The sequence below is a fragment of the Brevundimonas sp. genome, from assembly GCF_965279155.1.
Taxonomy (GTDB): domain Bacteria; phylum Pseudomonadota; class Alphaproteobacteria; order Caulobacterales; family Caulobacteraceae; genus Brevundimonas.
The window spans coordinates 1,864,418-1,886,793 of the sequence record NZ_OZ257138.1 but is presented as its reverse complement, the minus strand read 5'-3'; the positions used below and the strand labels follow the sequence as shown (position 1 = coordinate 1,886,793).

General features: G+C 67.6%; 23 protein-coding genes and 1 tRNA gene. 15 read left to right on the top strand and 9 right to left on the bottom strand.

The features are described 5' to 3' along the window. The first annotated feature begins 17 nt into the window (after positions 1-17). On the top strand, positions 18-356 hold the full coding sequence (locus tag ACQY72_RS09060; protein WP_428153116.1) for a YbjN domain-containing protein: 339 nt from the start codon (positions 18-20) through the stop codon (positions 354-356). A 253-nt stretch (positions 357-609) separates the two neighbouring features. Here ACQY72_RS09060 and mdh read toward each other — a convergent pair whose 3' ends face one another. Next, entirely contained in the window at positions 610-1,572 is a 963-nt protein-coding gene (mdh, locus tag ACQY72_RS09055) for a malate dehydrogenase (RefSeq protein WP_428153115.1), read from the bottom strand. Positions 1,573-1,711: 139 nt separating this feature from the next. Here mdh and ACQY72_RS09050 point away from each other — a divergent pair, with 139 nt between their 5' ends. Together ACQY72_RS09050 and ACQY72_RS09045 are read left to right on the top strand one after the other, a co-directional pair. Continuing rightward, entirely contained in the window at positions 1,712-2,614 is a 903-nt protein-coding gene (locus ACQY72_RS09050; protein ID WP_428153113.1) for an SIMPL domain-containing protein, read from the top strand. Beyond that, positions 2,614-3,027 (top strand): HIT domain-containing protein, encoded by a 414-nt coding sequence (locus ACQY72_RS09045; protein ID WP_428153111.1) that lies wholly within the window; start codon positions 2,614-2,616, stop codon positions 3,025-3,027. Before ACQY72_RS09050 ends, ACQY72_RS09045 begins: the two co-directional genes overlap by 1 nt. Positions 3,028-3,206: 179 nt before the next feature. Here the strand turns inward: ACQY72_RS09045 and ACQY72_RS09040 are convergent, their stop codons facing one another. Then, a complete protein-coding gene (locus tag ACQY72_RS09040) occupies positions 3,207-4,043 on the bottom strand; it encodes an aldo/keto reductase (RefSeq protein WP_428153110.1) in 837 nt (278 codons plus the stop codon). A 49-nt stretch (positions 4,044-4,092) separates the two neighbouring features. On the opposite strand from ACQY72_RS09040, the gene ACQY72_RS09035 reads away from it, so the two are divergent. Beyond that, the gene (locus tag ACQY72_RS09035; protein WP_428153108.1) at positions 4,093-5,064 is read left to right on the top strand and encodes an alpha/beta fold hydrolase; all 972 of its coding nucleotides are present in this window, start codon (positions 4,093-4,095) and stop codon (positions 5,062-5,064) included. Here the strand turns inward: ACQY72_RS09035 and ACQY72_RS09030 are convergent. Then, positions 5,061-6,065 (bottom strand): LLM class flavin-dependent oxidoreductase, encoded by a 1,005-nt coding sequence (locus ACQY72_RS09030; RefSeq protein ID WP_428153107.1) that lies wholly within the window; start codon positions 6,063-6,065, stop codon positions 5,061-5,063. The genes ACQY72_RS09035 and ACQY72_RS09030 overlap by 4 nt on opposite strands. A 105-nt stretch (positions 6,066-6,170) precedes the next feature. On the opposite strand from ACQY72_RS09030, the gene ACQY72_RS09025 reads away from it, so the two are divergent. The 6 genes from ACQY72_RS09025 to recA all read left to right on the top strand — a co-directional run bounded on the left by ACQY72_RS09025 (position 6,171) and on the right by recA (position 11,958). Then, positions 6,171-6,440, top strand: a complete 270-nt coding sequence (locus tag ACQY72_RS09025) for a ribonuclease (RefSeq protein ID WP_135194032.1) — start codon at positions 6,171-6,173, stop codon at positions 6,438-6,440. A 76-nt stretch (positions 6,441-6,516) separates the two neighbouring features. After that, positions 6,517-7,020: a hypothetical protein gene (locus tag ACQY72_RS09020; RefSeq protein ID WP_428153105.1), complete on the top strand. Its 504-nt coding sequence runs from the start codon at positions 6,517-6,519 to the stop codon at positions 7,018-7,020. Then, complete coding sequence (locus ACQY72_RS09015) at positions 7,017-7,814, top strand: phosphatase PAP2 family protein (protein ID WP_428153103.1); 798 nt, start codon at positions 7,017-7,019, stop codon at positions 7,812-7,814. The genes ACQY72_RS09020 and ACQY72_RS09015 overlap by 4 nt, the downstream gene beginning before the upstream one ends. Position 7,815: 1 nt before the next feature. Further along, positions 7,816-8,769: a right-handed parallel beta-helix repeat-containing protein gene (locus ACQY72_RS09010; RefSeq protein WP_428153102.1), complete on the top strand. Its 954-nt coding sequence runs from the start codon at positions 7,816-7,818 to the stop codon at positions 8,767-8,769. Between the two features lie 74 nt (positions 8,770-8,843). Next, positions 8,844-10,697 (top strand): M20/M25/M40 family metallo-hydrolase, encoded by a 1,854-nt coding sequence (locus ACQY72_RS09005; RefSeq protein WP_428153100.1) that lies wholly within the window; start codon positions 8,844-8,846, stop codon positions 10,695-10,697. A 178-nt stretch (positions 10,698-10,875) separates the two neighbouring features. Further along, positions 10,876-11,958 carry a recombinase RecA gene (recA, locus tag ACQY72_RS09000; protein WP_372693284.1) on the top strand — a complete coding sequence of 361 codons (1,083 nt, stop codon included), beginning with the start codon at positions 10,876-10,878 and terminating at the stop codon, positions 11,956-11,958. 407 nt (positions 11,959-12,365) lie between these two features. Here the strand turns inward: recA and ACQY72_RS08995 are convergent, their stop codons facing one another. The 4 genes from ACQY72_RS08995 to ACQY72_RS08980 form a co-directional block, all read right to left on the bottom strand. Next, complete coding sequence (locus tag ACQY72_RS08995) at positions 12,366-14,558, bottom strand: 3-hydroxyacyl-CoA dehydrogenase NAD-binding domain-containing protein (protein ID WP_428153098.1); 2,193 nt, start codon at positions 14,556-14,558, stop codon at positions 12,366-12,368. A gap of 11 nt (positions 14,559-14,569) precedes the next feature. Further along, positions 14,570-15,775, bottom strand: a complete 1,206-nt coding sequence (locus ACQY72_RS08990) for an acetyl-CoA C-acetyltransferase (RefSeq protein ID WP_428153097.1) — start codon at positions 15,773-15,775, stop codon at positions 14,570-14,572. Positions 15,776-16,001: 226 nt separating this feature from the next. Further along, complete coding sequence (locus ACQY72_RS08985) at positions 16,002-16,223, bottom strand: hypothetical protein (RefSeq protein ID WP_428153096.1); 222 nt, start codon at positions 16,221-16,223, stop codon at positions 16,002-16,004. Positions 16,224-16,282: 59 nt separating this feature from the next. Continuing rightward, on the bottom strand, positions 16,283-17,518 hold the full coding sequence (locus ACQY72_RS08980; protein WP_428153094.1) for a PQQ-dependent sugar dehydrogenase: 1,236 nt from the start codon (positions 17,516-17,518) through the stop codon (positions 16,283-16,285). A gap of 186 nt (positions 17,519-17,704) precedes the next feature. Here ACQY72_RS08980 and ACQY72_RS08975 point away from each other — a divergent pair. After that, positions 17,705-17,781, top strand: a tRNA-Met gene (locus ACQY72_RS08975). Positions 17,782-17,811: 30 nt separating this feature from the next. Here ACQY72_RS08975 and ACQY72_RS08970 read toward each other — a convergent pair. Beyond that, positions 17,812-18,117, bottom strand: coding sequence for a hypothetical protein (locus ACQY72_RS08970; RefSeq protein WP_428153093.1), 306 nt, complete (start codon positions 18,115-18,117; stop codon positions 17,812-17,814). A gap of 261 nt (positions 18,118-18,378) precedes the next feature. Between ACQY72_RS08970 and ACQY72_RS08965 the strand changes: the two genes are divergently transcribed. Continuing rightward, positions 18,379-18,687, top strand: coding sequence for a hypothetical protein (locus ACQY72_RS08965; RefSeq protein ID WP_428153091.1), 309 nt, complete (start codon positions 18,379-18,381; stop codon positions 18,685-18,687). 8 nt (positions 18,688-18,695) lie between these two features. Here the strand turns inward: ACQY72_RS08965 and ACQY72_RS08960 are convergent, their stop codons facing one another. Next, the gene (locus ACQY72_RS08960; protein WP_428153090.1) at positions 18,696-19,361 is read right to left on the bottom strand and encodes a TlpA family protein disulfide reductase; all 666 of its coding nucleotides are present in this window, start codon (positions 19,359-19,361) and stop codon (positions 18,696-18,698) included. Between ACQY72_RS08960 and argH the strand changes: the two genes are divergently transcribed. From argH to lysA, 3 genes are read left to right on the top strand one after another with little or no spacing between them, the layout of a single operon-like run. Further along, positions 19,360-20,799: an argininosuccinate lyase gene (gene argH, locus ACQY72_RS08955; RefSeq protein WP_428153089.1), complete on the top strand. Its 1,440-nt coding sequence runs from the start codon at positions 19,360-19,362 to the stop codon at positions 20,797-20,799. The genes ACQY72_RS08960 and argH overlap by 2 nt on opposite strands. Beyond that, positions 20,796-21,026, top strand: a complete 231-nt coding sequence (locus tag ACQY72_RS08950) for a hypothetical protein (protein ID WP_428153087.1) — start codon at positions 20,796-20,798, stop codon at positions 21,024-21,026. The genes argH and ACQY72_RS08950 overlap by 4 nt, the downstream gene beginning before the upstream one ends. A gap of 3 nt (positions 21,027-21,029) precedes the next feature. Then, positions 21,030-22,304 (top strand): diaminopimelate decarboxylase, encoded by a 1,275-nt coding sequence (gene lysA, locus ACQY72_RS08945; protein WP_428153086.1) that lies wholly within the window; start codon positions 21,030-21,032, stop codon positions 22,302-22,304. The last annotated feature ends 72 nt before the right edge of the window (positions 22,305-22,376 follow it).

Genomic DNA, 22,376 nt, shown 5'->3' with positions numbered 1-22,376 from the left:
GCGGGCGCGTCGGGCCGGTGCAGACACAGAACGGCCTGACCTTCTTCACCGTGACCAATGCGGGCCTGACCTGGGCGGTGTTCTTCTACGGATGCGAGGCGGGCGGCTGCGGCGAGGTCCAGTTCAGCGCCGTCGTGCCGGGCGCGGGCGCGACGCTGGACAAGGTCAATGCCTGGAACCGCGACAACCGCTATCTGAAAGCCTTCCACACGGCCGCGGAGACCCCGACGGCGACGGTGCAGTACGATGTCGTCGTGCTGTCAGGCGAAGGCGTGGCTCAACTGGTGGACCCGCTGGCGGTCTGGCTGCAACTGCTGCCCAAGTTCTCAGGCGAGATGGAATACCAACCGCAATGACGTCCCTCTCCCTGTGGGAGAGGGCTTGAGCACACGGCGGCGATAGCCGTCGTTCTGGTGCGAAAGGGTGAGGGGCGCGCTCGTGCGATTTGGCCCACTGGCCGACCCTCATCCGGCCCTGCGGGCCACCTTCTCCCACTGGGAGAAGGGAAAAGAAAAAGGGCTCCGGATCGCTCCGCAGCCCTTTCCTTCGACAACAAAGCGCTCAAGCAGCGCGGCTCCGCGAGCCGCGCGATAGCGCCCTTCGCTGGCGTTAAGCCAGCGAGGCGTCGATATCCTTGCAGGCTTGCAGCAGGCCCTGGACCGAGGCGACGGACTTTTCGAACATCGCCTTTTCTTCGTCGTTGGTGGTGAACTCGATCACCTTCTCGACGCCGTTCGCGCCGATCAGGGCGGGGACGCCGACGTAGAGGTCCGACAGGCCGTATTCGCCCGACAGCCAGACGGCGCACGGCAGTACGCGCTTCTGGTCCAGCAGGTAGGACTTGGCCATGGCGATGGCCGATTCAGCCGGGGCGTAGAAGGCCGAGCCGGTCTTCAGCAGGGCCACGATCTCGCCGCCGCCCTTGCGGGTGCGGTCGACGATGGCGTCCAAGTCGGCTTGGCTCAGCAGGCCGGCGGCGACGGCGTCGGGCAGGGGCAGGCCGCCGACGGTCGAGTGGCGCACCATGGGCACCATGTCGTCGCCGTGACCGCCCAGCGTCCAGGCGTGGATGTCCTGAACCGACACGCCGGTCTTTTCGGCCAGGAAGTAGGCGAAGCGGGCCGAGTCGAGCACGCCGGCCATGCCGACGACCTTCTCCTTGGGCAGGCCCGAGAACTTCTGCAGGGCCCAGACCATGGCGTCGAGCGGGTTGGTGATGCAGATGACGAAGGCGTTGGGGGCGTGGGCCTTGATGCCTTCGCCGACGGCCTTCATGACCTTCAGGTTGATGCCGATCAGGTCGTCGCGGCTCATGCCCGGCTTGCGCGGCACGCCGGCGGTGACGATGCAGACGTCGGCGCCCGCGATGTCGGCATAGTCATTGGCGCCCTTCAGGGCCACGTCCGAGCCGAAGACGGCGGTGGCCTCGGCGATGTCGAGGGCTTTGCCTTGTGGCGTGCCTTCGGCGATGTCGAACAGGATCACGTCGCCCAGGGCTTCGCGCGCGGCCACGTGGGCCAGGGTTCCGCCGATCATGCCGGCGCCGATAAGGGCAATCTTCGCGCGAGCCATGGATGTCTCCGTTTATTGCGTGTGCGAAATGGGGATTAATCGTGCGGGCGGTCTAGACCCCTCTCGCGACTGTCGCAAGAACCTCGCTTTACGGCCTTGGTCGGGGCTGCGAAGGTCTGGTCCCAACCGGAGGATTTCGATGCGCCCTTCTCTCACTCTCGCCCTGCTGCTGGGCGCCGCGCCCGTCGTCGCTTCTGCGCCGGTTCTGGCCCAGACGCCGCCCGCCACGATCGGCGATCGCTATATCCCCGCCCCCTGGTGGATGCGCGATCCGGTGATCGCCTCGGTCGGCCAGGTGCGGGTCGAGATCCAGGCCAACCGCGCCTTCGTCTCCGCCAGTTTCCAGTCGGTGGACCGCAGCGTCACCGAGGCTTCGCGCGCCGCCGCCGACCAGGTGCGGGCGCTGAGCCAGTCTCTGTCGGCCTATGGTGCGGACAAGGTGCGGGTCGAGACCAGCGTCACCACCCGGCCCTTGTATGATCAATACCGCGACGAGAACGGGGTGATGCGCGACAACACCCGCGCCGACCGTGTGGCCCGGTATCAGGCCGACGCCTCGGTTAGCGTGACGGTGCGCGACGTGCGCCTGATCGAGCGGGTCTATGCGACCATCGTGGCCTCGCGCCCGACGTCGATCGGTCAGGTGAACTTCAACCTGGAGCCGGAGAACAGCTGGAAGGCCAATCTTCAGGCCGAGGCGATGAAGGATGCGCGCCGCCGGGCCGAGGCGGCGGCGACGAATGCGGGCGCGACCCTGGGCCGGGTGAAGATCATCGATCCGTCGGGGCGGGTCTGTCAGACGGACGTGCTGGCGGGCTGGCCGTCCTACGCCGTCGGAGGACAGGCGACGACGGTGGACGACATCGTGGTGACGGGGTCTCGGTCGGAGGCGCGGATGGAATTCGCGGCGCCCCCGCCGCCGGCGCCGATCTCTGGCGGTGAAGGGCCCAGCGAGGCTCAGATCGAGGCGGCGCGGCTGGCGCTGCAACCGCCGTTGCAGACCCTGACCGACAGCGCCTGCGTCATCTACGGGCTGAACTGATGGGGTTTGAGGTTGCGCCCGCCTTCGAGGCCGGATCGGTCGCCGCCGCCGAATGGCCGCTGTGCCATGTGCGGCTCCAGGACGATGCGCGGTTTCCCTGGCTGATCCTGATCCCGCGCGTCGAGGGGGTGGTGGAGCTGGAGGATCTGAGCGTCGAGCAGCGGGCCATGCTGATGGAGGAAACGGTGCGGGCCGGGGCGCTGGTTCGGCAGTTGGGTGTGGTGGAGAAGCTGAACGTCGGCGCCATCGGCAATGTGACGGCGCAACTGCATGTCCATGTGGTCGGGCGGAGGCGAGACGACGGCCTTTGGCCCGATCCGGTGTGGGGGCGAGGGGCGGTTATTCCGTATACGGATGAAGAGCGGGTGCGACTGCTGGGAGTGATCGCTGATGATGAGGTTTCGGGTCTCTAGGACCAAAAATCCTCTTTTATCTCAAACCCGTCACCCTCGGGCTTGTCCCGAGGGCCCACGGTAAGGCAAGCTCGGTCGCAAGACGCTGTAAGTCACGCCCTGAACGTCAGACTGCCGAGCCTGAACCTGCGGTGGGCCCTCGGGACAAGCCCGAGGGTGACGAATTAAAGCTCTGGAACTCAGATAATATCCAGCGGCACCGCATGGTTCGGCGCCCGGAACGCCTCGTCCAGCCGTTCCAGGTCTTCCAGGTCGAACTGGATTTCCAGGGCGTCGGCATTGGCCTCGACGTGTTCGACGGAGCTGGCCTTGGGGATGGCGATGACGCCGTCGTGGCGCAGGACGGCGGCGAGGGCGACCTGGGCCGGGCTGGCCGAATGGCGATTGGCGATGTCGCGGATCAGGGGCTGTTCCAGCAGTTCGCCGCGTCCCAGGGGCGAATAGGCCATCATCGGCATGTCGCGCGCCTGCATCCACGGCAGCAGATCGAACTCCACCCCGCGCGAGGCCAGATTATAGAGCAGCTGGTTGGCGGCGCAGTCCTCGCCCCCCTCGATCTCCATCAGCTGCTCCATGGTCCGCAGGTCCAGGTTGGATACGCCCCAGCGGGCGATCATCCCCTCGTCGACCAGGTCGCGGAAGGCCTCGACGGTCTCTTCCAGCGGGACATTGCCTTCCCAGTGCAGCAGGTAGAGATCCAGCCGTTCGACGCCCAGCCGTTCAAGCGACTTCTCGCAGGCCAGCATCATCTTCATCTCCGAGGCGTTCTCGGGCCGGACCTTGGAGACCAGGAAGACCTCGTCGCGGCGGTCGGCGATGACCTCGCCCACCAGCCGCTCCGAGCGGCCGTCGCCATACAGTTCGGCCGTGTCGATCAGGGTCATGCCCAGGTCGATGCCGCGGGCCAGGGCCTGCTGCTCCTCGTCGCGCCAGGCCGGGTCGTCGCCCAGCTCCCAGGTGCCTTGGCCGAGGGCGGGAACGGTCGTACCGTCCGCAAAGGTGACGAGGCGGGTCATGTCCGTCCTGACGAAACTAGACGCGGCGAAGACCGCGAAAGAGGGTGGAATGCGAACGCGGCTTATCAAGACCGACGGCCTGGTCCAACAGGTTCTGGACGCCGGGTTCGCGGACCACAACGCGCCGCTGGTCCTGCTGATCCACGGCTTTCCCGAACTGGGGATCAGCTGGCGAGCCCAGGTCGAGGCCTTGTCCCAGGCAGGATACCACGTCGCAGCCCCGGACATGAGGGGTTATGGCGGGACCGAGAAGCCAGCGGGGGTGGAGGCCTATTCCATCCTGCATCTGGTCGGGGACATGGTGGATCTGGTCCGGGCGCTGGGCAAGCGGTCCTGCGTCGTCGTGGGCCACGACTGGGGCGCGCCGGTCGCCTGGCACTGCGCCCTGTTGAGGCCCGATGTCTTCACCGCGGTGGCGGGCCTGTCGGTGCCGTTCCAGCCGCGCCGGCCCAAGGGACCGCCCACCGCCGCCATGGCCGCGATCTCGAAACGGGCCGGACTGGGCGATCTCTACATCAGCCGGTTCCAGGTGCCGGACGCCCATCTGCCGATGGACGCCGATCCGGCGACGGCGTTGAGGAAGCTGTTCTACGCCTATGACGGGGCGACCCCGGCGGTGAGGAAATCGACCGGCTTCATGCCCGAGGGCGTGGCCTTGTTGGACACCATCGCCGGCGACGCGACCCTGCCGCCGTGGATGAGCGCGGATCATTTCGACGAATATGTGCAGGCCTTCTCGGCCGGTGGGTTCGACGGGCCGCTGAACTGGTATCGCGCGATGGACCTGAACTGGTCGCTGACGGCCTTCGTGCAGGACCAGAAGATCACGCCACCGGCCCTGTTCGTCGTCGGCGAGGACGATCCCGTACGTCACTATGCCGGGGGGCATGAGGCGGGGTTGAAGGACTGGGCGCCGGGGCTGACCCGGTCGGTGGTCGTGCCTGGGGCGGGGCATTGGATCCAGCAGGAGCGGGCGGCAGAGGTGAACGGGCTGCTGCTGGAGTTTCTGAAAGCGCTTTAGGCCGCGTCGGCTATCGCCATCTGCTCGCGCGCCTCGGCGACGATTTCCAGGCTGTGGATGCGGGCGGCGTTGTCGAACATCATGCCAGTGACCATCAGCTCGTCCACGCCGGTCAGGGCGATGAAGTCGGTGAGTTGGCGCTTGACGGTCTCGGGTCCGCCGACGGCGGAATAGAGCAGGCGGCCCTTGGCACCCTCGATCTGTTGCGGCGTCAGGATGGTGGTGATGTCATCGACCGGCGGGGGCAGTTTGCCGGGCTTGCCGGTCGAGAGGCGGGCGAAGCTCTGCTGCATGGAGGTGGACAGGCGCATGCCCTCCTCGTCCGTGTCGGCAGCGAAAACGTTGATCGCGGCCATGGCATGGGGCTTGGCCAGGCGGTCGGAAGGGGTGAAGCTGCGGCGATACAGAGCCAGGGCCTCAAGCAGCAGTTCGGGGGCGAAGTGGCTGGCGAAGGCGTAGGGTAGGCCTAGTTGGCCGGCGAGCTCGGCGCTGAACAGGCTGGAGCCCAGCAGCCAGACGGGTACGCGCAGCCCGGCGCCGGGCACGGCGCGGACGGGCTGGTTTTCGGACGCCGGCTCGAACCACTGGATCAACTCGACCACGTCGCGCGGGAACTGGTCGGCGCCTTCGAAATAGCGACGGAGCGCACGGGCGGTAGCGCCGTCCGTGCCGGGCGCACGGCCCAGGCCGACGTCGATCCGGCCGGGGAACAGGGTCTCCAGCGTGCCGAACTGTTCGGCGACGACCAGGGGCGCGTGATTGGGCAGCATGACGCCGCCGGAGCCGACGCGAATACGCTGCGTCCCCGCCGCCACATGGCCGATGACGATGGACGTCGCCGCACTGGCGATGCCCGGCATGTTGTGGTGCTCGGCCAGCCAGAACCGCTCGTAGCCGAGACGGTCGGCGGCCTGGGCCAGGGCCAGGGTTTCGTCCAGGCCGCGGCGGGCGTCGCCGCCTTCGACGATGGGGGAGAGGTCGAGAACTGAGAACGGGATCATGACGCCTAGATCGGGGTTGTGCGCCGAGGTTCAAGGGCGCGGGGGCGGAACCGCAACCGGGTCGGGCGCTTTAAGACTCAAATCCTCACCACGGAGACCTGCGCCATGACGGACATCGATCCCAACAAGCCCGAAGTGGATTGCGATGACGCAAGAGAGGCCGCCGACATGGGCGAAAAGCCGGATCTGGGGCACAAGGCGGACACGCTGATCGACGCCCTCGACGGCAGCGATTCGGGATCGGACACGCGTGCGGGATCGCTGCGGGGCGGATCGGCTTCGGGATCTGACGACGATCCTGATTCACGCGAGATCAACGACGCCCTGGCGGAAGAGGGACGTGAGTCCGCTGATGCGGCCGAGCGTGGGGACTGACGACGGCGCCTTGCTGCAGCCGCACGCATGCGCCACGGTGGCGCTTCGACCAAACTCGGTCAGGGACGATCTCTCGATGAAGCTTCGTAGGGCGGCAGCCGCCGCCGTGGTTCTGTTCTGTCTCGCCGGATGCGACCGCACGGCCAAGCCGGCCGATGCGAAACAGGCGCCCGATGCGGCTGCCACTGCGGTGGTCGCAGAGCCGCCGGCGCCTGACCCGGTCGCGCCGTCCGACGACGCGACCGTCGCGGCCGCGCCTGCGATCGACGGCGCGCCGGCCTTTGCGGCGCTTTATCCGGGCGCCCAGGTCGAGGGACAGCCGCTGCTGGCAGGCGGCGAAGCGGGCGCCGGCGGTCTGGTCACCTTCACCACAGACGCCTCGCCGGATCAGGTCGTGGCCTTCTATCGCGAGCGGGCGGAGGCGGCTGGGCTGCGATCCGTCACAGGCATGAACCAGGGCGAGGCGCGGGCCTATGGCGCGGCAGGCGACCAGGCGAACGGGCCGTCGCTCCAGGTCGTGGCGGCGCCCATGGATGCGGGCGCGACCTCGGTCCAGCTGGGCTGGAGCGCCGGGCAGTGAGGCCGGTCGCCGCCCTAGGCGCGGCGACGGCGATCCTGCTGGTCGTCGGTTGCGCCGGCGCCCCGAAACCGGCCGTGACGACGCCGAGCGAGGGATTTCTGGCCGAGGGCGCGATCGCGCGGCTGGCCGAGGCGGTCCCGCTGCCGCCTGCGGTTGGGTCGGCCCAAGACCTGGCGGACAAGGCGGCCTCCGCGCGCTATGTCGCGCTGGAAGACAGTGATCGCTGGCTGCTGGCGACCTCCCATGCGGAACTGCGTCCGCCCTTGGCCTTGCAGCATTTCGACTGCGCCTTGGGCGTGCGGCTCGGGTCGGCCGAGACCCCGGCGCTGGATCGGTTGATGGCGCGGGTCTTTCATGACGCGAACAGCGTGGCGGAACGGGTGAAGGCGCGACAGGCGCGGCCCCGACCGGTCGGCGACGATCCCAACCGACGCGCCTGTCAGGTGGTGAACGCCGCCGCGCGAAACAGCGCCTCCTATCCGTCCGGCAGCGCCGCCGTCGGCATGGCCTATGGCGAGGCCTTCGCGGCGCTGGAGCCGGATCGCGCCGAGGCCGTGCGAAGGATCGGCCATCAGATCGGCGTCAGCCGCCTGATCTGCGCCATGCATTATCCGACCGATGTCGCTGTGGGTGAGCAGATCGGCCGGGCCGTCGTCGTTGAGACTATGCAGACGTCCGCCTTTCAGGCTGACGCCGCTGCGGCGCGAGCGGAACTGGAGGCCGCGCGTCGCAGCGGCCTGACCAACCCCGGCTGTGCTGCTGAACGCGCGGCCCTGGCGACCGTCCTGCCCTGACATGGCGCTGTGGCTCGCCCTGGCCGCCCTGGCGTTTCAGGCGCCGCCTGCCGACCGGTCCTGCACGGCGCAGGAACTGCGCGAACTGACGACACCGTCCGACCAGCCGTATCGTCTCAGGTGCCGGGCCCAACTGTCTGGAGCCGATGTTCGCCGCCGCGTCCTGATCGAGGGCGCCGAGGCGTCGGGCGCGTCGCTGGACTGCGGCGGGGGCGCCGTGCGTGCGCCGGGCCAGGCGACGACCTCTGCCCCGACCGTCGCCGTCTGGTCCAGGCGAGATGGAGACGCGTGGTCGCGGCCGGTCGATGTCACGGTGCGCAACTGCGCAGTCGTCGGCAATGTGCGGATCTGGGGCATGGGGGCGGGCGGGTCGATGCGCGACCTGCTGGCCTCGTCGCGCACCGCCGGCCATACGCAGGCGGCCCAGTCCGCAGCGCCGATCCGGGTCACCCTGGACCGGGTGCGGTTCGAGGGGGCGGGGACCATTCCCCTCTACGTCGGGCCGGGCGTGACGCGCACGACCGTGACGCGTTCGACCTTCTCAGGGCGTTCAATTTCTGCGGCGATCTATCTGGACGCCGAGAGCGCGGGCGCCCTGATTCAGGACAACGATTTCCACATCCGAACTGGGCGCGAGCAGATCGCCGTGGACGGATCGGGCGCCAACCGCATCGTCGGCAACCGGCTGGCCCTGGGCGGCAAGGGCGGGGTGTTCCTGTATCGAAACTGCGGCGAGGACGGGGTGATCCGGCACCAGACGCCGTCCTATAATCAGATCACGGACAATGTCTTCACCGGGGCCGGCTGGCTGCATCCGCGCGCGGTGGTGATCGGCTCGCGCGAGGGCGGACGGCGCTATTGCGGTGACGACCGGGGCTGGCCGTTCGGCTCCAGCGCAAACGACAGCGATGGCGCCACGGGCAATGTCGCGGCGCGCAATATCGTCCGGCGGTGAGGCCTTTGGGCCGCACTTGCGCAAAGCGGTCGTTCAAGGCTGACTGAGCGTCTGATCGATCGGGGGATTTGAGTATGCGGCTGGTCCTGTTTCTCGCGTCCCTGGCCGCCGCCCTGGGGCTGGCCGTTTTCGCCAGCCAGACGCCCGCGCCCCTGCCGGCCTCGACGCCCGCCATCGGCTTTTCCGCCGAGCGGGCTATGGTCGATGTGCGCCGCATCGCCCGCGCGCCGCATCCTGTCGGATCGGCCGAACATCAGCAGGTCCAGGCCTATCTGGTCCAGCGTCTGGCCGCGCTCGGGCTGCAGCCCAGCCTGCAATCCGGCGCCCTGTCGCCGGCGGCGGTGGCGCGGATCGTGAAGGACGGCGGCGACGCCGGCGCGCTGAGAGCTGTCAATATCGTGGGGGTTCTGCCGGGACGAAATCCCGGGCTGCCCGCCGTCGCCCTGATGGCCCATTACGACAGCGTGCCGAACTCGCCGGGCGCCGCCGATGACGCGAGCGGCGTCGCGGCGATCCTGGAGGCGGTGCCGGCGATCAAGGCGCGAGGCGGGGCGGACAGGACGCTGGTCGTGCTGCTGACCGATGCAGAGGAGCTGAACCTGGACGGGGCGCGGGCCTTCTTCAGCGAGCATCCGTTGCGCGACCGCATCGGGGCGGTGATCAATTTGGAAGCGCGGGGCGGCGGCGGTCGCGCCATGATGTTCGAGACCGGCCCCGGCAACGCCGAGACCATCGCCCGCCACGCCCAGGCGACGCAGAAGGCGACCGGCGGCCCGTCCAGCAACGCCCTGGCGATCTTCATCTATCGGCTGATGCCCAACGGCACGGATTTCACCGTTGCGGCTGGGCGCGAACTGGCGGGGATCAACCTGGCCTTCATCGGCCGCCCGGCCCAGTATCATTCGCCGTCCTCGACGCCCGAAGCGCTGGACCAGGGCAGTCTGCAGCATATCGGATCCCAGGCGCTGGAAACCGCCGACGCCTTCCTGCGCGCGCCAAACCTGCCGCAGGCGACGCAGAATGCGGTCTATGCCGATGTGTACGGTCTGTTCGTCGTGCGTCATCCACCGGCGGTCGGCTGGATCCTTCTGATCGTCGCCGGTCTTGCGACCGCCTTCGCCGCCTGGGGCGCGCACCACGCGACGGGGCTGAGGGCGATGTCGGTGGTGCGGGGCGCGACCGATGGACTGTGGCTGCTGGCCAGCGCCGTCGTCGTCGGCCAGGCCGTGCGGGTGCTGGCCGGGCCGGTCGGCAGCCGGATCGATTCGGCCGACACCTACTACACCCTGCTGCGGTGCCTGCCGGTGCTGGAGGTCGGCGTGGCGCTGGCGGTCGCGGGGCTGGTCATGGCCCTGGTCGTCAGGCGGGGACGGATCGGCCGCAGGGTCACGGCCGGGGTCGTCGCCGCGGCGGCGGTGCTTGCGACGGCTCTGGGCGGGTTCAGCCTGCTGGTCGTCGGGGCGGCGGTGGTCGCTGTGGGGCTGAGCCTGTGGCCCTCGGGCGAGGACGAGACGCCCTGGGGCGGTTGGCTGGGCTTGATCGTGCTGGTGTTGGTCCTGGGCGGGTTGATCCAGGCCGTGGCGCCCGAGGCGGCCTTCCTCTTCCTCTGGCCCGGCCTGATCGCCGCGCTCGCCGCAGCGATTGCGGCCGTGATCGGAGCCAGCCTGGCTCCCTGGCGCGCCTTGATCCCGGCAGCGGTCGCAACCGTAGGCGTGGGCGGATGGCTGCTGGTCCAGGGGCACGGCGTGTTTCTCGGCGTCGGCATGGACCTGCCCGGCGCGCTGGGTCTGATCGCCCTGTTGGCGGTGCTGACGGCCCGGCCGCTGGCGCCGACATCGGCAGGCGAGGTGCGGGTGATCGGCGGGCTCGCGGCTGTCTGCCTTGTGGCTGGATGCGGGGTCGCCCTGGCGGCGAGGGCCATCGCCTGACGCGGTGAGCTTACGTCAAAAACGGACGTGCCTTTTTGATGTTCTTGTTTTGATCGATGAGAACATCTTGTGAACCAGAACAAACCATGCACATAGTCGTCTTCACGAAACGGGGGCGGGTCCAGGCGGGTCTCTCCCAAGCTTAATGACGGGAATCATGGCAAGGGAGACGAAGGCAATGGCTTCACAGGCAGCACTCAAGTTGGTGGGCAAGGACGACGGCGACAAGCAACGCGCCCTGGAGGCGGCGATCGCACAGATCGATCGCGCCTTCGGCAAGGGTTCGGTGATGAAACTGGGAAAGGGCGGGGTCGCCGACGTGATCCCCTCGGTGTCCACCGGATCGCTGGGTCTGGACATGGCGCTCGGCATCGGCGGGTTGCCGCGCGGGCGGGTGATCGAGGTGTTCGGCCCTGAATCCTCGGGCAAGACGACCCTGGCCCTGCATACGGTCGCCGAGGTTCAGAAGGCCGGCGGCGTCGCCGCCTTCGTGGACGCCGAACACGCGCTTGACCCGGGCTATGCCCAGAAGCTGGGCGTCAATCTGGACGATCTTCTGGTGTCGCAGCCCGACACGGGCGAACAGGCGCTTGAGATCGTCGACACCCTGGTGCGTTCGGGCGCGGTGGATATCGTGGTGATCGACTCGGTCGCCGCCCTGACGCCGCGCGCCGAAATCGAGGGCGAGATGGGCGACAGCCTGCCGGGCCTTCAGGCGCGTCTGATGAGCCAGGCGCTGCGCAAGCTGACGGCGTCCATCTCCAAGTCGAACTGCATCGTCCTGTTCATCAACCAGATCCGTCACAAGATAGGCGTCATGTACGGCTCGCCCGAGACGACGACGGGCGGCAATGCGCTGAAGTTCTACGCCTCGGTGCGTCTGGACATCCGCCGCACCGGCGCGATCAAGAACCGCGACGAGGTGGTCGGCAACACCACCCGAGTCAAGGTGGTCAAGAACAAGGTCGCCCCGCCGTTCCGCGAGGTTATCTTCGACATCATGTACGGCGAGGGCATCTCCAAACTGGGTGAGGTCATCGACCTGGGCGTGAAGGCCGGGATCATCGAGAAGTCGGGCAGCTGGTTCAGCTATGACTCGACCCGGATCGGCCAGGGCCGCGAGAATGTGCGCGAATTCCTGAAACAGAACCCGGACATCGCCGTCTCGATCGAGAAGGCGGTGCGGGCCTCGACCAACAAGATCGCCGACGAACTGCTGGGCACACCCGAGCCGGACGAAGGTCAGGATCTCGAAGGCTGACGCCAAGACAAGAGGCTGGGCGGCCGGGGCGGACCTGAAGGGTTCGCGCTCCGGCTACGGCCCGGTCTTTTCCCCCACTCCGTCGCCCCCAGCGACCCGCCACCGACCCCGCGAAGGGCGGCGGAGCGACCCGCTCGACCTCGTGTCGGGCGGGTCTTTCTTTTGGCCTATCGCGCGTTCGCGCTACTTGAGGCCGGATTCAGATATCCGCTCATCCCGGCGAAAGCCGGGACCCAGTTCTGTCGCTCGGCACTGCGTTGGATTGATTGACTGGGCCAGAGGACGAGCCGGATCGCCCAAAGCACTGGGTCCCGGCTTTCGCCGGGATGAGCGGAAGAAAGATAGGCCAGACGAAAACGGGCGACCCGAAGGCCGCCCGTTCCGTAGTTTAAAGCTATCTGCACCGATCAGGCGGCGGCCTTCGACGGGGCGAACTTGCCGTAGAAGGTCTCGTTCTTGGCGGCCATGTCGCGCAGCAACTGCGGCACCTTGAACCGGTCGCCGTACGCAGCGGCCAGGCGGTCCGCCGTTTCCACGAACTGGGCCAGGCCGATGCCGTCGATCATGCTGATCGGGCCGCCGGTCCAAGGCGCGAAGCCCCAGCCCAGGATGGCCCCCAGGTCAGCCTCGCGGGGGTCATCGATGACGCCCTCGGCCCAGCAGCGAGCGACCTCGACGGCCTGGCGATACAGCAGGCGCGTCTTCAACTCGTCGATCTGGGCGAAGGCGGTCGCCTCCTCGGGCTTGTCGATGCCCTTGGTGGTCGGCGCGAGGTCGGCCAGGCCTGCCCAAAGCGTCTTGGGCTTCTGATCATAGTCGTAGAAGCCCTTGCCGTTCTTTCGGCCGAAGCGTCCACCCTCGACCATGGTGGCGACGATCTGCTCGCCCTCGTTGGCCACATACTTGTCGCCCAGGTCGGCCCGGGTCTGTTTGGCGATCTTGTAGGAGAGGTCCAGAGCGACGTCGTCGTGCATCTCCAACGGGCCACGCGGCATGCCGGTCATTCGTCCGACATTGTCGATCAGGGCCGGGCCGTAGCCCTCTTCCAGCATCGCCATGCCCTCCATCAGGAAGGTGGAGAAGCAGCGCGAGGTGTAGAATCCGCGGCTGTCGTTGACGACGATCGGCGTCTTCTTGATCTTCAGCACATAGTCCAGCGCCTTGGCGATAGCGGCCTGACCCGTCTTTTCGCCCAGGATGATCTCGACCAGCATCATCTTGTCGACGGGCGAGAAGAAGTGGATGCCGATGAAGTCCTCCGGCCGCACCGAGGCCTCGGCCAGGCCGGTGATCGGCAGGGTCGAGGTGTTGGAGCCGAAGACGGCGCCCTCGGCCAGTTGCGCTTCGGCGCGCTTGGTCACGTCGGCCTTGATCTCGCGGCTTTCGAAAACGGCCTCGACGACCAGGTCCGAACCCTTGATCAGGTCATAGTCGGTCGTCGCCGTGACCGAACCCAGCAGGGCGTCGTATTTCTCCTGCGTCAGCTGGCCGCGCGACAGGCGCTTCTTCAGCAGCTCCTCGACATGGGCCTTGCCCTTGTCGGCGGCCTCCTGGGTCTGATCGATCAGGATGGTCTCGATGCCGGCGAGCGCCTGCACATAGGCGATGCCGGCGCCCATCATGCCGGCGCCGATGACCGTGACCTTCTTGGGATCGGACTTGGGCACGCCGGCGGGACGCACGGCGCCCTTGTCCAGCTCCTGCTTGGACAGAAACAGGCTGCGGATCATGGCCTGGGCCTGCGGCGTCATCAGGGTCTTGATGAAATAGCGGGTCTCGATGCGCAGGGCCGCATCCATCGGCACCTGTGCGCCTTCGTAGACCGCCTTCATCAGGTTCACGACGGCCGGATAGTTGCCGTAGGATTGTTTGCGCAGCATGGCGTTGCCGACCATGAAGTTCTGGATGCCGGCCGGGTGATAGGGGCCGCCGCCGGGCAGTTTGAAGGACTTGTCGTCCCACGGCTGGACGGCTTTTCCGCCACCCTTGATCCAGGTCTTGGCGGCCTCGACCGACTGGCCCTTTTCGACCACCTCATGGACGATGCCGGCGCCCTTGGCGTCGTTGGGGCGGAAGGACTTGCCTTCGCTCATGGCCATCATGGCGTTCTGAACGCCGACCAGTCGGGTCAGGCGCTGGGTGCCGCCGCCGCCGGGGAAGAGGCCGACCTTGATCTCGGGCAGGCCCAGCTGGATCTTGTTGTCGTTCTCGACCACGCGATAATGGCAGGCCAGGGTGAACTCCAGCCCGCCGCCCAGGGCCAGGCCGTTGATCGCGGCCGCGATCGGCTTGCCCGAGGTTTCCAGCGCGCGGAAGGCGCCGTTCAGCTTCCAGCCGGCGTCGAACGCCTTCTGCAAATCACCGCCGCCCGACAGGACGCCGCCGGCCATGTCGCCCAGATCCGCCCCGGCGCAGAAGCCCGAAGCCTTGCCCGAGGTGATGACCGCGCCCTTGATGGCGTCGTCGGTCTTGATGCGTTCGACCAGTTCGGGGATTTCCGCCATCACCGAAGAGGTCAGGGTGTTCATCGAACGGCCCGGCACGTCGAACGTGATCAGGGCGATGCCGTCGGCGTCGACGTCGATCTTGAAGTTTTCCATGGGTGTGATCCTCAGACGCGTTCGATGACGGTGGCGGTGCCCATGCCGCCGCCGATGCACAGGGTGATCAGGGCCGTCGACTTGTTCGAGCGTTCCAGCTCGTCCAGGGCGATGCCGGTGATCATGGCGCCGGTGGCGCCCAGGGGGTGGCCCATCGAGATGCCGCCGCCGTTCACATTCATCTTGGCGTGGTCGATGTTCAGGGCCTGCATGTAGCGCAGCACGACGGCGGCGAAGGCCTCGTTCAGCTCCCACACGTCGATGTCGTCGGGGGTCATGCCCAGCTTGCCCAGCAGTTTGCGGGTCACATATTCCGGGCCGGTCAGCATGATCGACGGCTCCGAGCCGATCGAGGCGCCGCCCAGGATCTTGGCGCGCGGCTTAAGGCCCAGGGCCTGGCCGGCTTCCAGCGAACCGATCAGCACGCCGGCCGAGCCGTCGACGATGCCGGACGAGTTGCCGGGGGTGTGGACGTGATTGACGCGTTCGACCTCGGGGTAGCGTTGGTTGATCACGCTGTCGAAGGCCATCTCGCCCATCATGGCGAAGGAGGGGTTCAGGCCGCCCAAGGCCTGCATGTCCGTGTTCGGACGAATGGTCTCGTCATGGTCCAGGATGGTCAGGCCCAGCTGGTCCTTGACGCCGATGACCGAGTTCTTGAACCGGCCTTCGGCCCAGGCCTTGGCGGCGCGCTTGTGGCTCTCGACCGAATAGGCGTCTACGTCGTCGCGGCTGAAGCCGTATTTGGTGGCGATCATGTCCGCCGACACGCCTTGCGGCACGAAATAGGTCGGGAAGGCCGACGACGGATCGGTGGGCCAGGCGCCCATGTCCGAACCCATGGGCACGCGGCTCATGACCTCGACCCCGCCGCCGACGGCGAAGTCGGCTTCGCCGGACTTCACCTTGGCGGTGGCCATGTTCACGGCTTCCAGGCCCGAGGCGCAGAAGCGGTTGACCTGAACGCCCGCAGTATATTGCGACCAGCCGGCCGAAAGCACGGCCGTGCGCGCGATATCGGCGCCGAGTTCGCCCACAGGGGTGACGCAGCCCAGGATGACGTCGTCGACCTTGGACGTGTCCAGATCGTTGCGGTCGCGCAAGGCCTCCAGAACCTGGGTCGCCAGGCTCAGGCCGGTGATCTCGTGCAGCGAGCCGTCCTTTTTGCCCTTGCCGCGCGGCGTGCGGACGGCGTCGTAGATATAGGCGTCAGCCATGGGAGTAGGTCTCCATCTTTGGCCCCTAGGCTCACCACGTGGCGGGTCGCGACATGAGGGGCAGGGCGGTTCCAAGCGTGAACGCCAAGAACCCTACGTTTACGTCAACGTCAAGTAATAAGCCGCATGACGCCGTGCCATGGGTCCGGTGTTTTTCGATTCAAGATGAGTTTCGACGCCTCTGGCGAGCGGACCGGGCATGGCTGACTGGCCCGCTCGTGTTCCGTCAGCGCGGCGGAATACGTGTCGCGCCGCCGGTGATCTTGCAGGCGTATTCCGTCTGGGGGCGCCCGGTCTGCAGGCCGGTCGGCGTCAGAATGCCCTGGCTGCGGCTGCATTCCGCCTCCAGCGCGTCCATGTCCTTCTGATAGCTGCTGACGCCGCCCATCGTGCCGCAGGCCGCCAGCAAGGGCAGGCTGATCGCGGCGGAGAGAATGAGGATACGCATGGCTCGGTGCTCCCTGGAGCGTCGACGCGCTCCCTCATTAGCCCCCCGGCGTTTGAAGGTTACTGCGTCGCCGCCAGCCTGACCAGCTTGCCGTTTTCCTCGTCGGTGATGGCCCAGACCGAGCCGTCGGCGCCGACTGCTACGTCGCGGACGCGTTCGCCCAGGTCGGTCAATAGACGCTCCTCTCCGACCACGCGGTCGTTCTGGATCATCAGACGGGCGATATGCTTTTCCTTCAGCCCCGCGACCAGCAGGTTTCCGTCCCAGCCGGGGAACATGGCGCCCTGATAGAAGGTCGCGCCACCCGGCGCGATCACCGGATCCCAGTAATAGACGGGCTGTTCCGTGCCCGGCACCTGGGTCGCGCCGGTGTTGATCTGGCCGCCGGCGTATTCGACGCCGTAAGCCGCGTCGGGCCAGCCGTAGTTCAGGCCCGGCTTGTCGATATTGACCTCGTCGCCGCCGCGCGTGCCGTGTTCGATGGTCCAGACGGTGCCCGTTCCTGGCTGGACGGCGATGCCCTGGACGTTGCGGTGGCCCAGGCTCCAGATCTCGGGCAGGGCGCCGGCGCGACCGACGAAGGGATTGTCCTGCGGAACCGTGCCGTCGGCGTTGATGCGGATGGTCTTGCCCATGTGCGAGCCCAGATCCTGGGCCTGGGGCCGCATGGGCCGGTCGGAGCGTTCGCCCAGGGTGATGAACAGCTTGCCGTCCGGCGCGAACGCCAGGGACGAGCCGAAATGCTTGTCGCCGTCATAGATAGGCAGGGCGCGGAAGATGACCTGAACATTCTCCACCTGCGATCCGTCGTCTGACAGCCGCGCGCGGGCGACGGAGGTGGCGTTGCCGCCCTGACGCGGTTCGGAATAGCTCCAGTAAATCATGCGATCCTGGGCGAAGTCGGGGCTGACGATCACATCCAGCAGGCCGCCCTGACCGCGTGCATCGACGGCTGGCAAGCCCGCGACCGGCTCCCCCACCTGACCCTGGGCGGTGATGATGCGCAGGCGACCGGACTTTTCCGTCACCAGCCAGCGACCGTCGGGCAGGGCGGCAAGGCCCCAGGGATGAGCCAGGCCGGAGGCGACCACCGTGTGAGCCATCGCCTGTGCGGTCTTGACGCCCGGCGCGCGCGTTTGGCCGGCGAAAGCCGGCTGCTGATCGGGATTGTTGGCCTGCCGGGTCTCCAGCGGTGCGCCGGCCTGGGGCGGGGCGTTCGCGCTTTCGCCGTTCGCGCCACAGGCGGCGGCGAGGACAAGCAGGGACGTCGAGGCGGCGGCGACGATCAGGCGCATTGGCGAAGGCTCCGATGGGAAACAGGCGTTGGTTCGGGAACGGCGACGCCAGCGTTACCGTTCCGGCCCTGCGGCGTCTTGCGCCCTATCGCCGCACGATCTGCACCGAGACGACTTGAACCGCGCGCCCGACGGCGATATAGGCACGCCTCTTTCGCGCTGGCCCTTGGCCTCGCGCAGGCCCGGGACTGGGTAGCTCAGATGGTTAGAGCGGTGGATTCATAACCCACAGGTCGGCGGTTCGATCCCGCCTCCAGTCACCACGCTTCGAAGGCCAGCATCTTTAGTGGGGCCTAGTTTGGGTTCGGGATGCCGACGATGCCCCGGTCATTCTGAACATTGTTGCCGCCCTGGAGTTCCTGCGCCTCTTTGCGCTTGGCCTCGACAAGCGCGGCATATTGTTCGGGCGTGTAGCAAATTCTTTGCTCCAGCCGGCGTCCGGTCGGGGCGCGCTGTTCGCAGATACGTCGTGCGCGGGGCGGCGCCGGCTGCTGTTGCGTTGCGCCGGTCTGAGGGGAAGGTGCCGTCGTCACGGGTGGCGTTTGAGCGGACGCTTGAAACGCAAGCGCGGATGCGAAAATGAGGGGGGTTGAGAGCATGGCTTTCTCCTGATCAGCCAAGCTCTCATGTCTGCGCCCATGTGGCAAATCCGACGGGCCATCGGCAGGGACTTACGGTTGCGGTGTCAGGTTTTATCCCTTGGCGCGCTCGACCTCTGCGCGGGGCGCCATCGCCGGGCCCCACTTTCGCATCAAGTCGCACGCTTGCGCTTATGGTCCCGCTTGCGAATCTTGATGCTGCAACCTGCGCCGTGGTGCTGCGTTCTCGGTCGAGACCTTAACCTTGACCGGAGATCCGCCATGACGATCCGAACCAAAGCCTTGATGGCGGCCGTCGCCGCCCTGACCCTGGGCGCCGCCGCCTGCACCCAGGCCGAGCAGGAAAAGACCGAAGCCCATGCCGAGGCCGCCGCCGACAAGACGGCGGATGTCGCGTCGCAGGCCGGCGAAGTGATCGAGGGCGGGGCGATGAAGGCCGCTCAGGCGGTCGAGACCGGCGCGGGGCATGTCGCGAACAAGCTGGAAGGCGAGCAGGCTGAAGCTGCTGCTGAAGGCAAGCCGGGCGCGATCAATCCCGCCACCGACCAACGCGTCCCGGCCGACAACTGAAGCACGGATCAGGCGGGAGGCGGTGAGCCGCCTTCCGCCAGCACCGCGTCGATCAGGGCGCGGGCCTGGGGGCTGGACCAGTCCGCCTCGCCCGCCATGGTGGCGCGGATACGGCCCTGGCGATCCAGGATGATCGTCTGCGGCATGGCGCCCTTGCCCGGAAACTCGAACGGCAGCTGGAAACGAATGTCGCTGTAGAAGGGCAAGGGGGCGTGGGCGTCGAGGAAGCGTCTGGCCTCGGCCGCCGCCTCTGGCGTGGCGTCCACATTGATCGGCAGGACCACCAGATCCTCGTTCGCCTCATAAACTTTGGCCAGGGCCTGAAGCGTCGGCATCTCCGCCTTGCACGGCGCGCACCACATGGCCCACAGGTTCACGACGACCACCTTGCCCTGGAAGGCCGAGAAGCGGACGGCCGTGCCGGTGCGGTCGCGAAACGCATATTCAGGAGCCATTTCGGCCTGAGCCGGGGTCGAAAGCGCCGCCAAGGGGCCGACGGCGAACCGCGCCAGGTCGCTTTTTGGCGTCGCGGCGGCGGTTGCGGCCTGTTCGACTTGCGCCTTCTGGCGATGATTGGCGTATAGCGACATCGCCATGCCGCCGGCGCCGGCGATGGTGCTGATGACGACGACCGCGCCGACGACCGCCCAGATCGCCTTCCTAGAGCCGCTCATGACTGAATCCACCTCTTCCGACGCCAAGCCATCTGGCGGTTCGACTGCGCCGGTGAAGCCCGCGGGTCAAGACATGTGGGGCGGACGCTTTTCGTCGCGCCCTGCAGAAATCATGCAGGCGATCAACGTCTCCATCGGCGTGGACCAGCGTCTATGGCGCCAGGATCTGGCGGGGTCGCGCGCCCACTGTCGCATGCTGGCCAAGCAGGGCATCATCCAGCAGGCTGACGCCGAAGCCATCCTGGGCGGGCTGGACGCCATCGAATCCGAGATCGAGGCCGGCACCTTCCCCTTCCGAGATCAGTTCGAGGACATCCACATGAATGTGGAGGCGCGGCTGAACGAATTGATCGGCGAACCGTCCGGCCGCCTGCACACGGCGCGCAGCCGCAACGACCAGGTCGCCGTCGATTTCCGCCTTTGGGTGCGCGACGCCTGCGATCGTTCGGTCGCTCAGTTAAAGGCGTTGCAAGCCGCACTGCTGGCGCGCGCCGAACAGCATGCGGGCGACCTGATGCCCGGCTTCACCCATTTGCAGACGGCCCAGCCCGTGACCCTGGGTCACCACCTGATGGCCTATGTCGAGATGTTCGGCCGCGATGCGGGACGGTTCGCCGACGCGCGCGTCCGGATGAACGAAAGCCCGCTGGGCGCCGCTGCCCTGGCCGGTTCGCCCTTCCCCATCGACCGGCAGATGACGGCGGCGGAACTGGGCTTCGATCGGCCGATGGCGAACAGCTTGGATGCGGTGTCGGACCGCGATTTCGCGCTGGAGAGCCTGGCCGCCGCCTCGATCACCGCCGGCCACCTGTCGCGGTTGGCCGAGGAGATCGTGATCTGGATGACGCCGATGTTCGGCTTCGCCTCTCTGCCCGACGACCTGACGACCGGGTCGTCGATCATGCCGCAGAAGCGCAATCCGGACGCCGCCGAACTGGTGCGGGCCAAGACGGGCCGGATCATGGGCTCGCTGGTCGCCCTGTCCACGGTGATGAAGGGCCTGCCGCTCGCCTATTCCAAGGACATGCAGGAGGACAAGCCGCCGGTGTTCGAGGCGTTCGACGCCCTGGACCTGGCCCTGGTCGCCATGACGGCGATGGTGGCGGCGCTGCAACCCAATACCGAACGCATGGCCCAGGCGGCGAGCGCAGGCTTCTCGACCGCGACGGATCTAGCCGACTGGCTGGTGCGCGAGCTGAACCTGCCGTTCCGCAAGGCGCACCATGTGACGGGCGCGGCCGTCAAACAGGCCGAGGCGCTGGGCGTGGATCTGTCGCAACTGCCGCTGGAAGAAATGCAGAAACTGGAGCCGGGGATCACCGAAGCGGTTTACAAGGTGCTGACCGCCCAGGCTTCCTGCGAAAGCCGTCAAAGCTATGGGGGAACCGCGCCGGAACAGGTCCGTGCGCGTATCGCCGACTGGAGAGCCCGCCTGTGAAAAGAACCCTCATCGTCGTGGGCGCGCTCGCCCTTATGACCTCCGCCTGCGGCCGCATGGCCGATCTGGAATCGCCGGTGCGCCAGACTGAACGCGCGCCGCGCGACGGCCGCGCGCCGCATCTGCCCGAGCCGGCGACCATGAACCGCCCGTCCAGCAGCGTGCCGATCGACGGCGGCCCGTCCAACCCCATCGGCGCCGGCGCCGCCCAGAACGACCCGCGGTAACCGTTGCACCATTTCGACCTCAAGGACGGCGCCCTGTATGCCGAGGGCGTGCCGCTGGAGCTGATCGCGGACGAGGTTGGCACGCCGGCCTATGTCTATTCGACCGCGACGCTGAAGCGGCATTACGGCCTGCTGCGCGCCGCCGCCGATGCGCATCGCGATGCTCTGGGCGAGGCGCTGATCGCCTTTGCGGTCAAGGCCAACTCCAACCTGTCGGTGCTGGCGACCCTGGCGAAACTGGGGTCCGGGGCCGACACCGTGTCCGAAGGTGAAATCCGCCGGGCGCTGGCGGCAGGCGTGCCGTCCGACCGGATCATCTTTTCCGGCGTGGGCAAGACCGACGTGGAAATGGCCTTCGCCATCAGCGTCGGCGTGCGCCAGATCAATATCGAATCCGGCGCGGAACTGGACCGGCTGATCGCCATCGCCGCCATGATGGACATGTCTCCGGCCATCGCCGTGCGGGTCAATCCCAACGTCGGCGCGGGCGGTCACGCCAAGATCACCACGGGCGGCAAGGGCGACAAGTTCGGCGTGCCGGTCGAGGAGGCGATGGGGCTGTACGCGCGAGCTTCGGCTTCGCCCCATGTCACGCCGGTGGGGCTGGCCTGTCATATCGGCAGCCAGATCACCGACCTGGCCCCGCTGGAGGCCGCCTTCACGGTGCTGGCCGAGATGACGCGGGATCTGCGGGCCCAGGGCCATGCCGTGACGCGGCTGGATCTGGGCGGCGGGCTGGGCGTGCCCTATTCGGGTGGGACCGAACCGCCGTCGCCGGCCGAGTATGTCGCCATGGCGGCGCGGGTTCTGGAGGGCCTGGACGTCGAGGCGGCGTTCGAGCCGGGGCGGCTGCTGGCCGCCAACGCCGGCGTGCTGCTCAGCCAGGTGATCCAGGTCAACGAACGCTCGGACGGGCGGCGCTTCCTGGTGCTGGACGCGGCGATGAACGACCTGATGCGGCCGGCGCTGTACGACGCCTTCCACGACATCCAGCCGGTCAATCCGCGCGTGGGCGAGCGCCTGCCGCACGATGTGGTCGGGCCGGTGTGCGAGACGGGCGACACCTTTGCGCGCGACCGCGACCTGCCTCCGCTGGAGGCCGAGGACCTGGTCGTCTTCACCGGGGCGGGGGCTTACGGCGCGGTGATGTCGAGCGAATACAACAGCCGGCCCCTGGTCCCCGAGGTCCTTGTGGACGGCGATCAGTGGGCCGTGATCCGGCCGCGACCGACCTATGAGGAAATGCTGGACCGCGAGCCGTTCGCCGACTGGCTATGACGTCGAATTCCTCTCGACTGTTATAAAGTAACACGCTATAGGGCCGCTCATGTCCCCCGGTCCCGAACAGTC

What these genes read in the sequence shown, in the direction of transcription:
- mdh (WP_428153115.1), bottom strand. Translation starts at nt 1,572, where the DNA reads ATGGCTCGCGCGAAGATTGCCCTTATCGGCGCCGGCATGATCGGCGGA.
- ACQY72_RS09050 (WP_428153113.1), top strand. Translation starts at nt 1,712, where the DNA reads ATGCGCCCTTCTCTCACTCTCGCCCTGCTGCTGGGCGCCGCGCCCGTC.
- ACQY72_RS09045 (WP_428153111.1), top strand. Translation starts at nt 2,614, where the DNA reads ATGGGGTTTGAGGTTGCGCCCGCCTTCGAGGCCGGATCGGTCGCCGCC.
- ACQY72_RS09040 (WP_428153110.1), bottom strand. Translation starts at nt 4,043, where the DNA reads ATGACCCGCCTCGTCACCTTTGCGGACGGTACGACCGTTCCCGCCCTC.
- ACQY72_RS09035 (WP_428153108.1), top strand. Translation starts at nt 4,093, where the DNA reads ATGCGAACGCGGCTTATCAAGACCGACGGCCTGGTCCAACAGGTTCTG.
- ACQY72_RS09030 (WP_428153107.1), bottom strand. Translation starts at nt 6,065, where the DNA reads ATGATCCCGTTCTCAGTTCTCGACCTCTCCCCCATCGTCGAAGGCGGC.
- ACQY72_RS09025 (WP_135194032.1), top strand. Translation starts at nt 6,171, where the DNA reads ATGACGGACATCGATCCCAACAAGCCCGAAGTGGATTGCGATGACGCA.
- ACQY72_RS09020 (WP_428153105.1), top strand. Translation starts at nt 6,517, where the DNA reads ATGAAGCTTCGTAGGGCGGCAGCCGCCGCCGTGGTTCTGTTCTGTCTC.
- ACQY72_RS09010 (WP_428153102.1), top strand. Translation starts at nt 7,816, where the DNA reads ATGGCGCTGTGGCTCGCCCTGGCCGCCCTGGCGTTTCAGGCGCCGCCT.
- ACQY72_RS09005 (WP_428153100.1), top strand. Translation starts at nt 8,844, where the DNA reads ATGCGGCTGGTCCTGTTTCTCGCGTCCCTGGCCGCCGCCCTGGGGCTG.
- recA (WP_372693284.1), top strand. Translation starts at nt 10,876, where the DNA reads ATGGCTTCACAGGCAGCACTCAAGTTGGTGGGCAAGGACGACGGCGAC.
- ACQY72_RS08995 (WP_428153098.1), bottom strand. Translation starts at nt 14,558, where the DNA reads ATGGAAAACTTCAAGATCGACGTCGACGCCGACGGCATCGCCCTGATC.
- ACQY72_RS08990 (WP_428153097.1), bottom strand. Translation starts at nt 15,775, where the DNA reads ATGGCTGACGCCTATATCTACGACGCCGTCCGCACGCCGCGCGGCAAG.
- ACQY72_RS08985 (WP_428153096.1), bottom strand. Translation starts at nt 16,223, where the DNA reads ATGCGTATCCTCATTCTCTCCGCCGCGATCAGCCTGCCCTTGCTGGCG.
- ACQY72_RS08980 (WP_428153094.1), bottom strand. Translation starts at nt 17,518, where the DNA reads ATGCGCCTGATCGTCGCCGCCGCCTCGACGTCCCTGCTTGTCCTCGCC.
- ACQY72_RS08970 (WP_428153093.1), bottom strand. Translation starts at nt 18,117, where the DNA reads ATGCTCTCAACCCCCCTCATTTTCGCATCCGCGCTTGCGTTTCAAGCG.
- ACQY72_RS08965 (WP_428153091.1), top strand. Translation starts at nt 18,379, where the DNA reads ATGACGATCCGAACCAAAGCCTTGATGGCGGCCGTCGCCGCCCTGACC.
- argH (WP_428153089.1), top strand. Translation starts at nt 19,360, where the DNA reads ATGACTGAATCCACCTCTTCCGACGCCAAGCCATCTGGCGGTTCGACT.
- ACQY72_RS08960 (WP_428153090.1), bottom strand. Translation starts at nt 19,361, where the DNA reads ATGAGCGGCTCTAGGAAGGCGATCTGGGCGGTCGTCGGCGCGGTCGTC.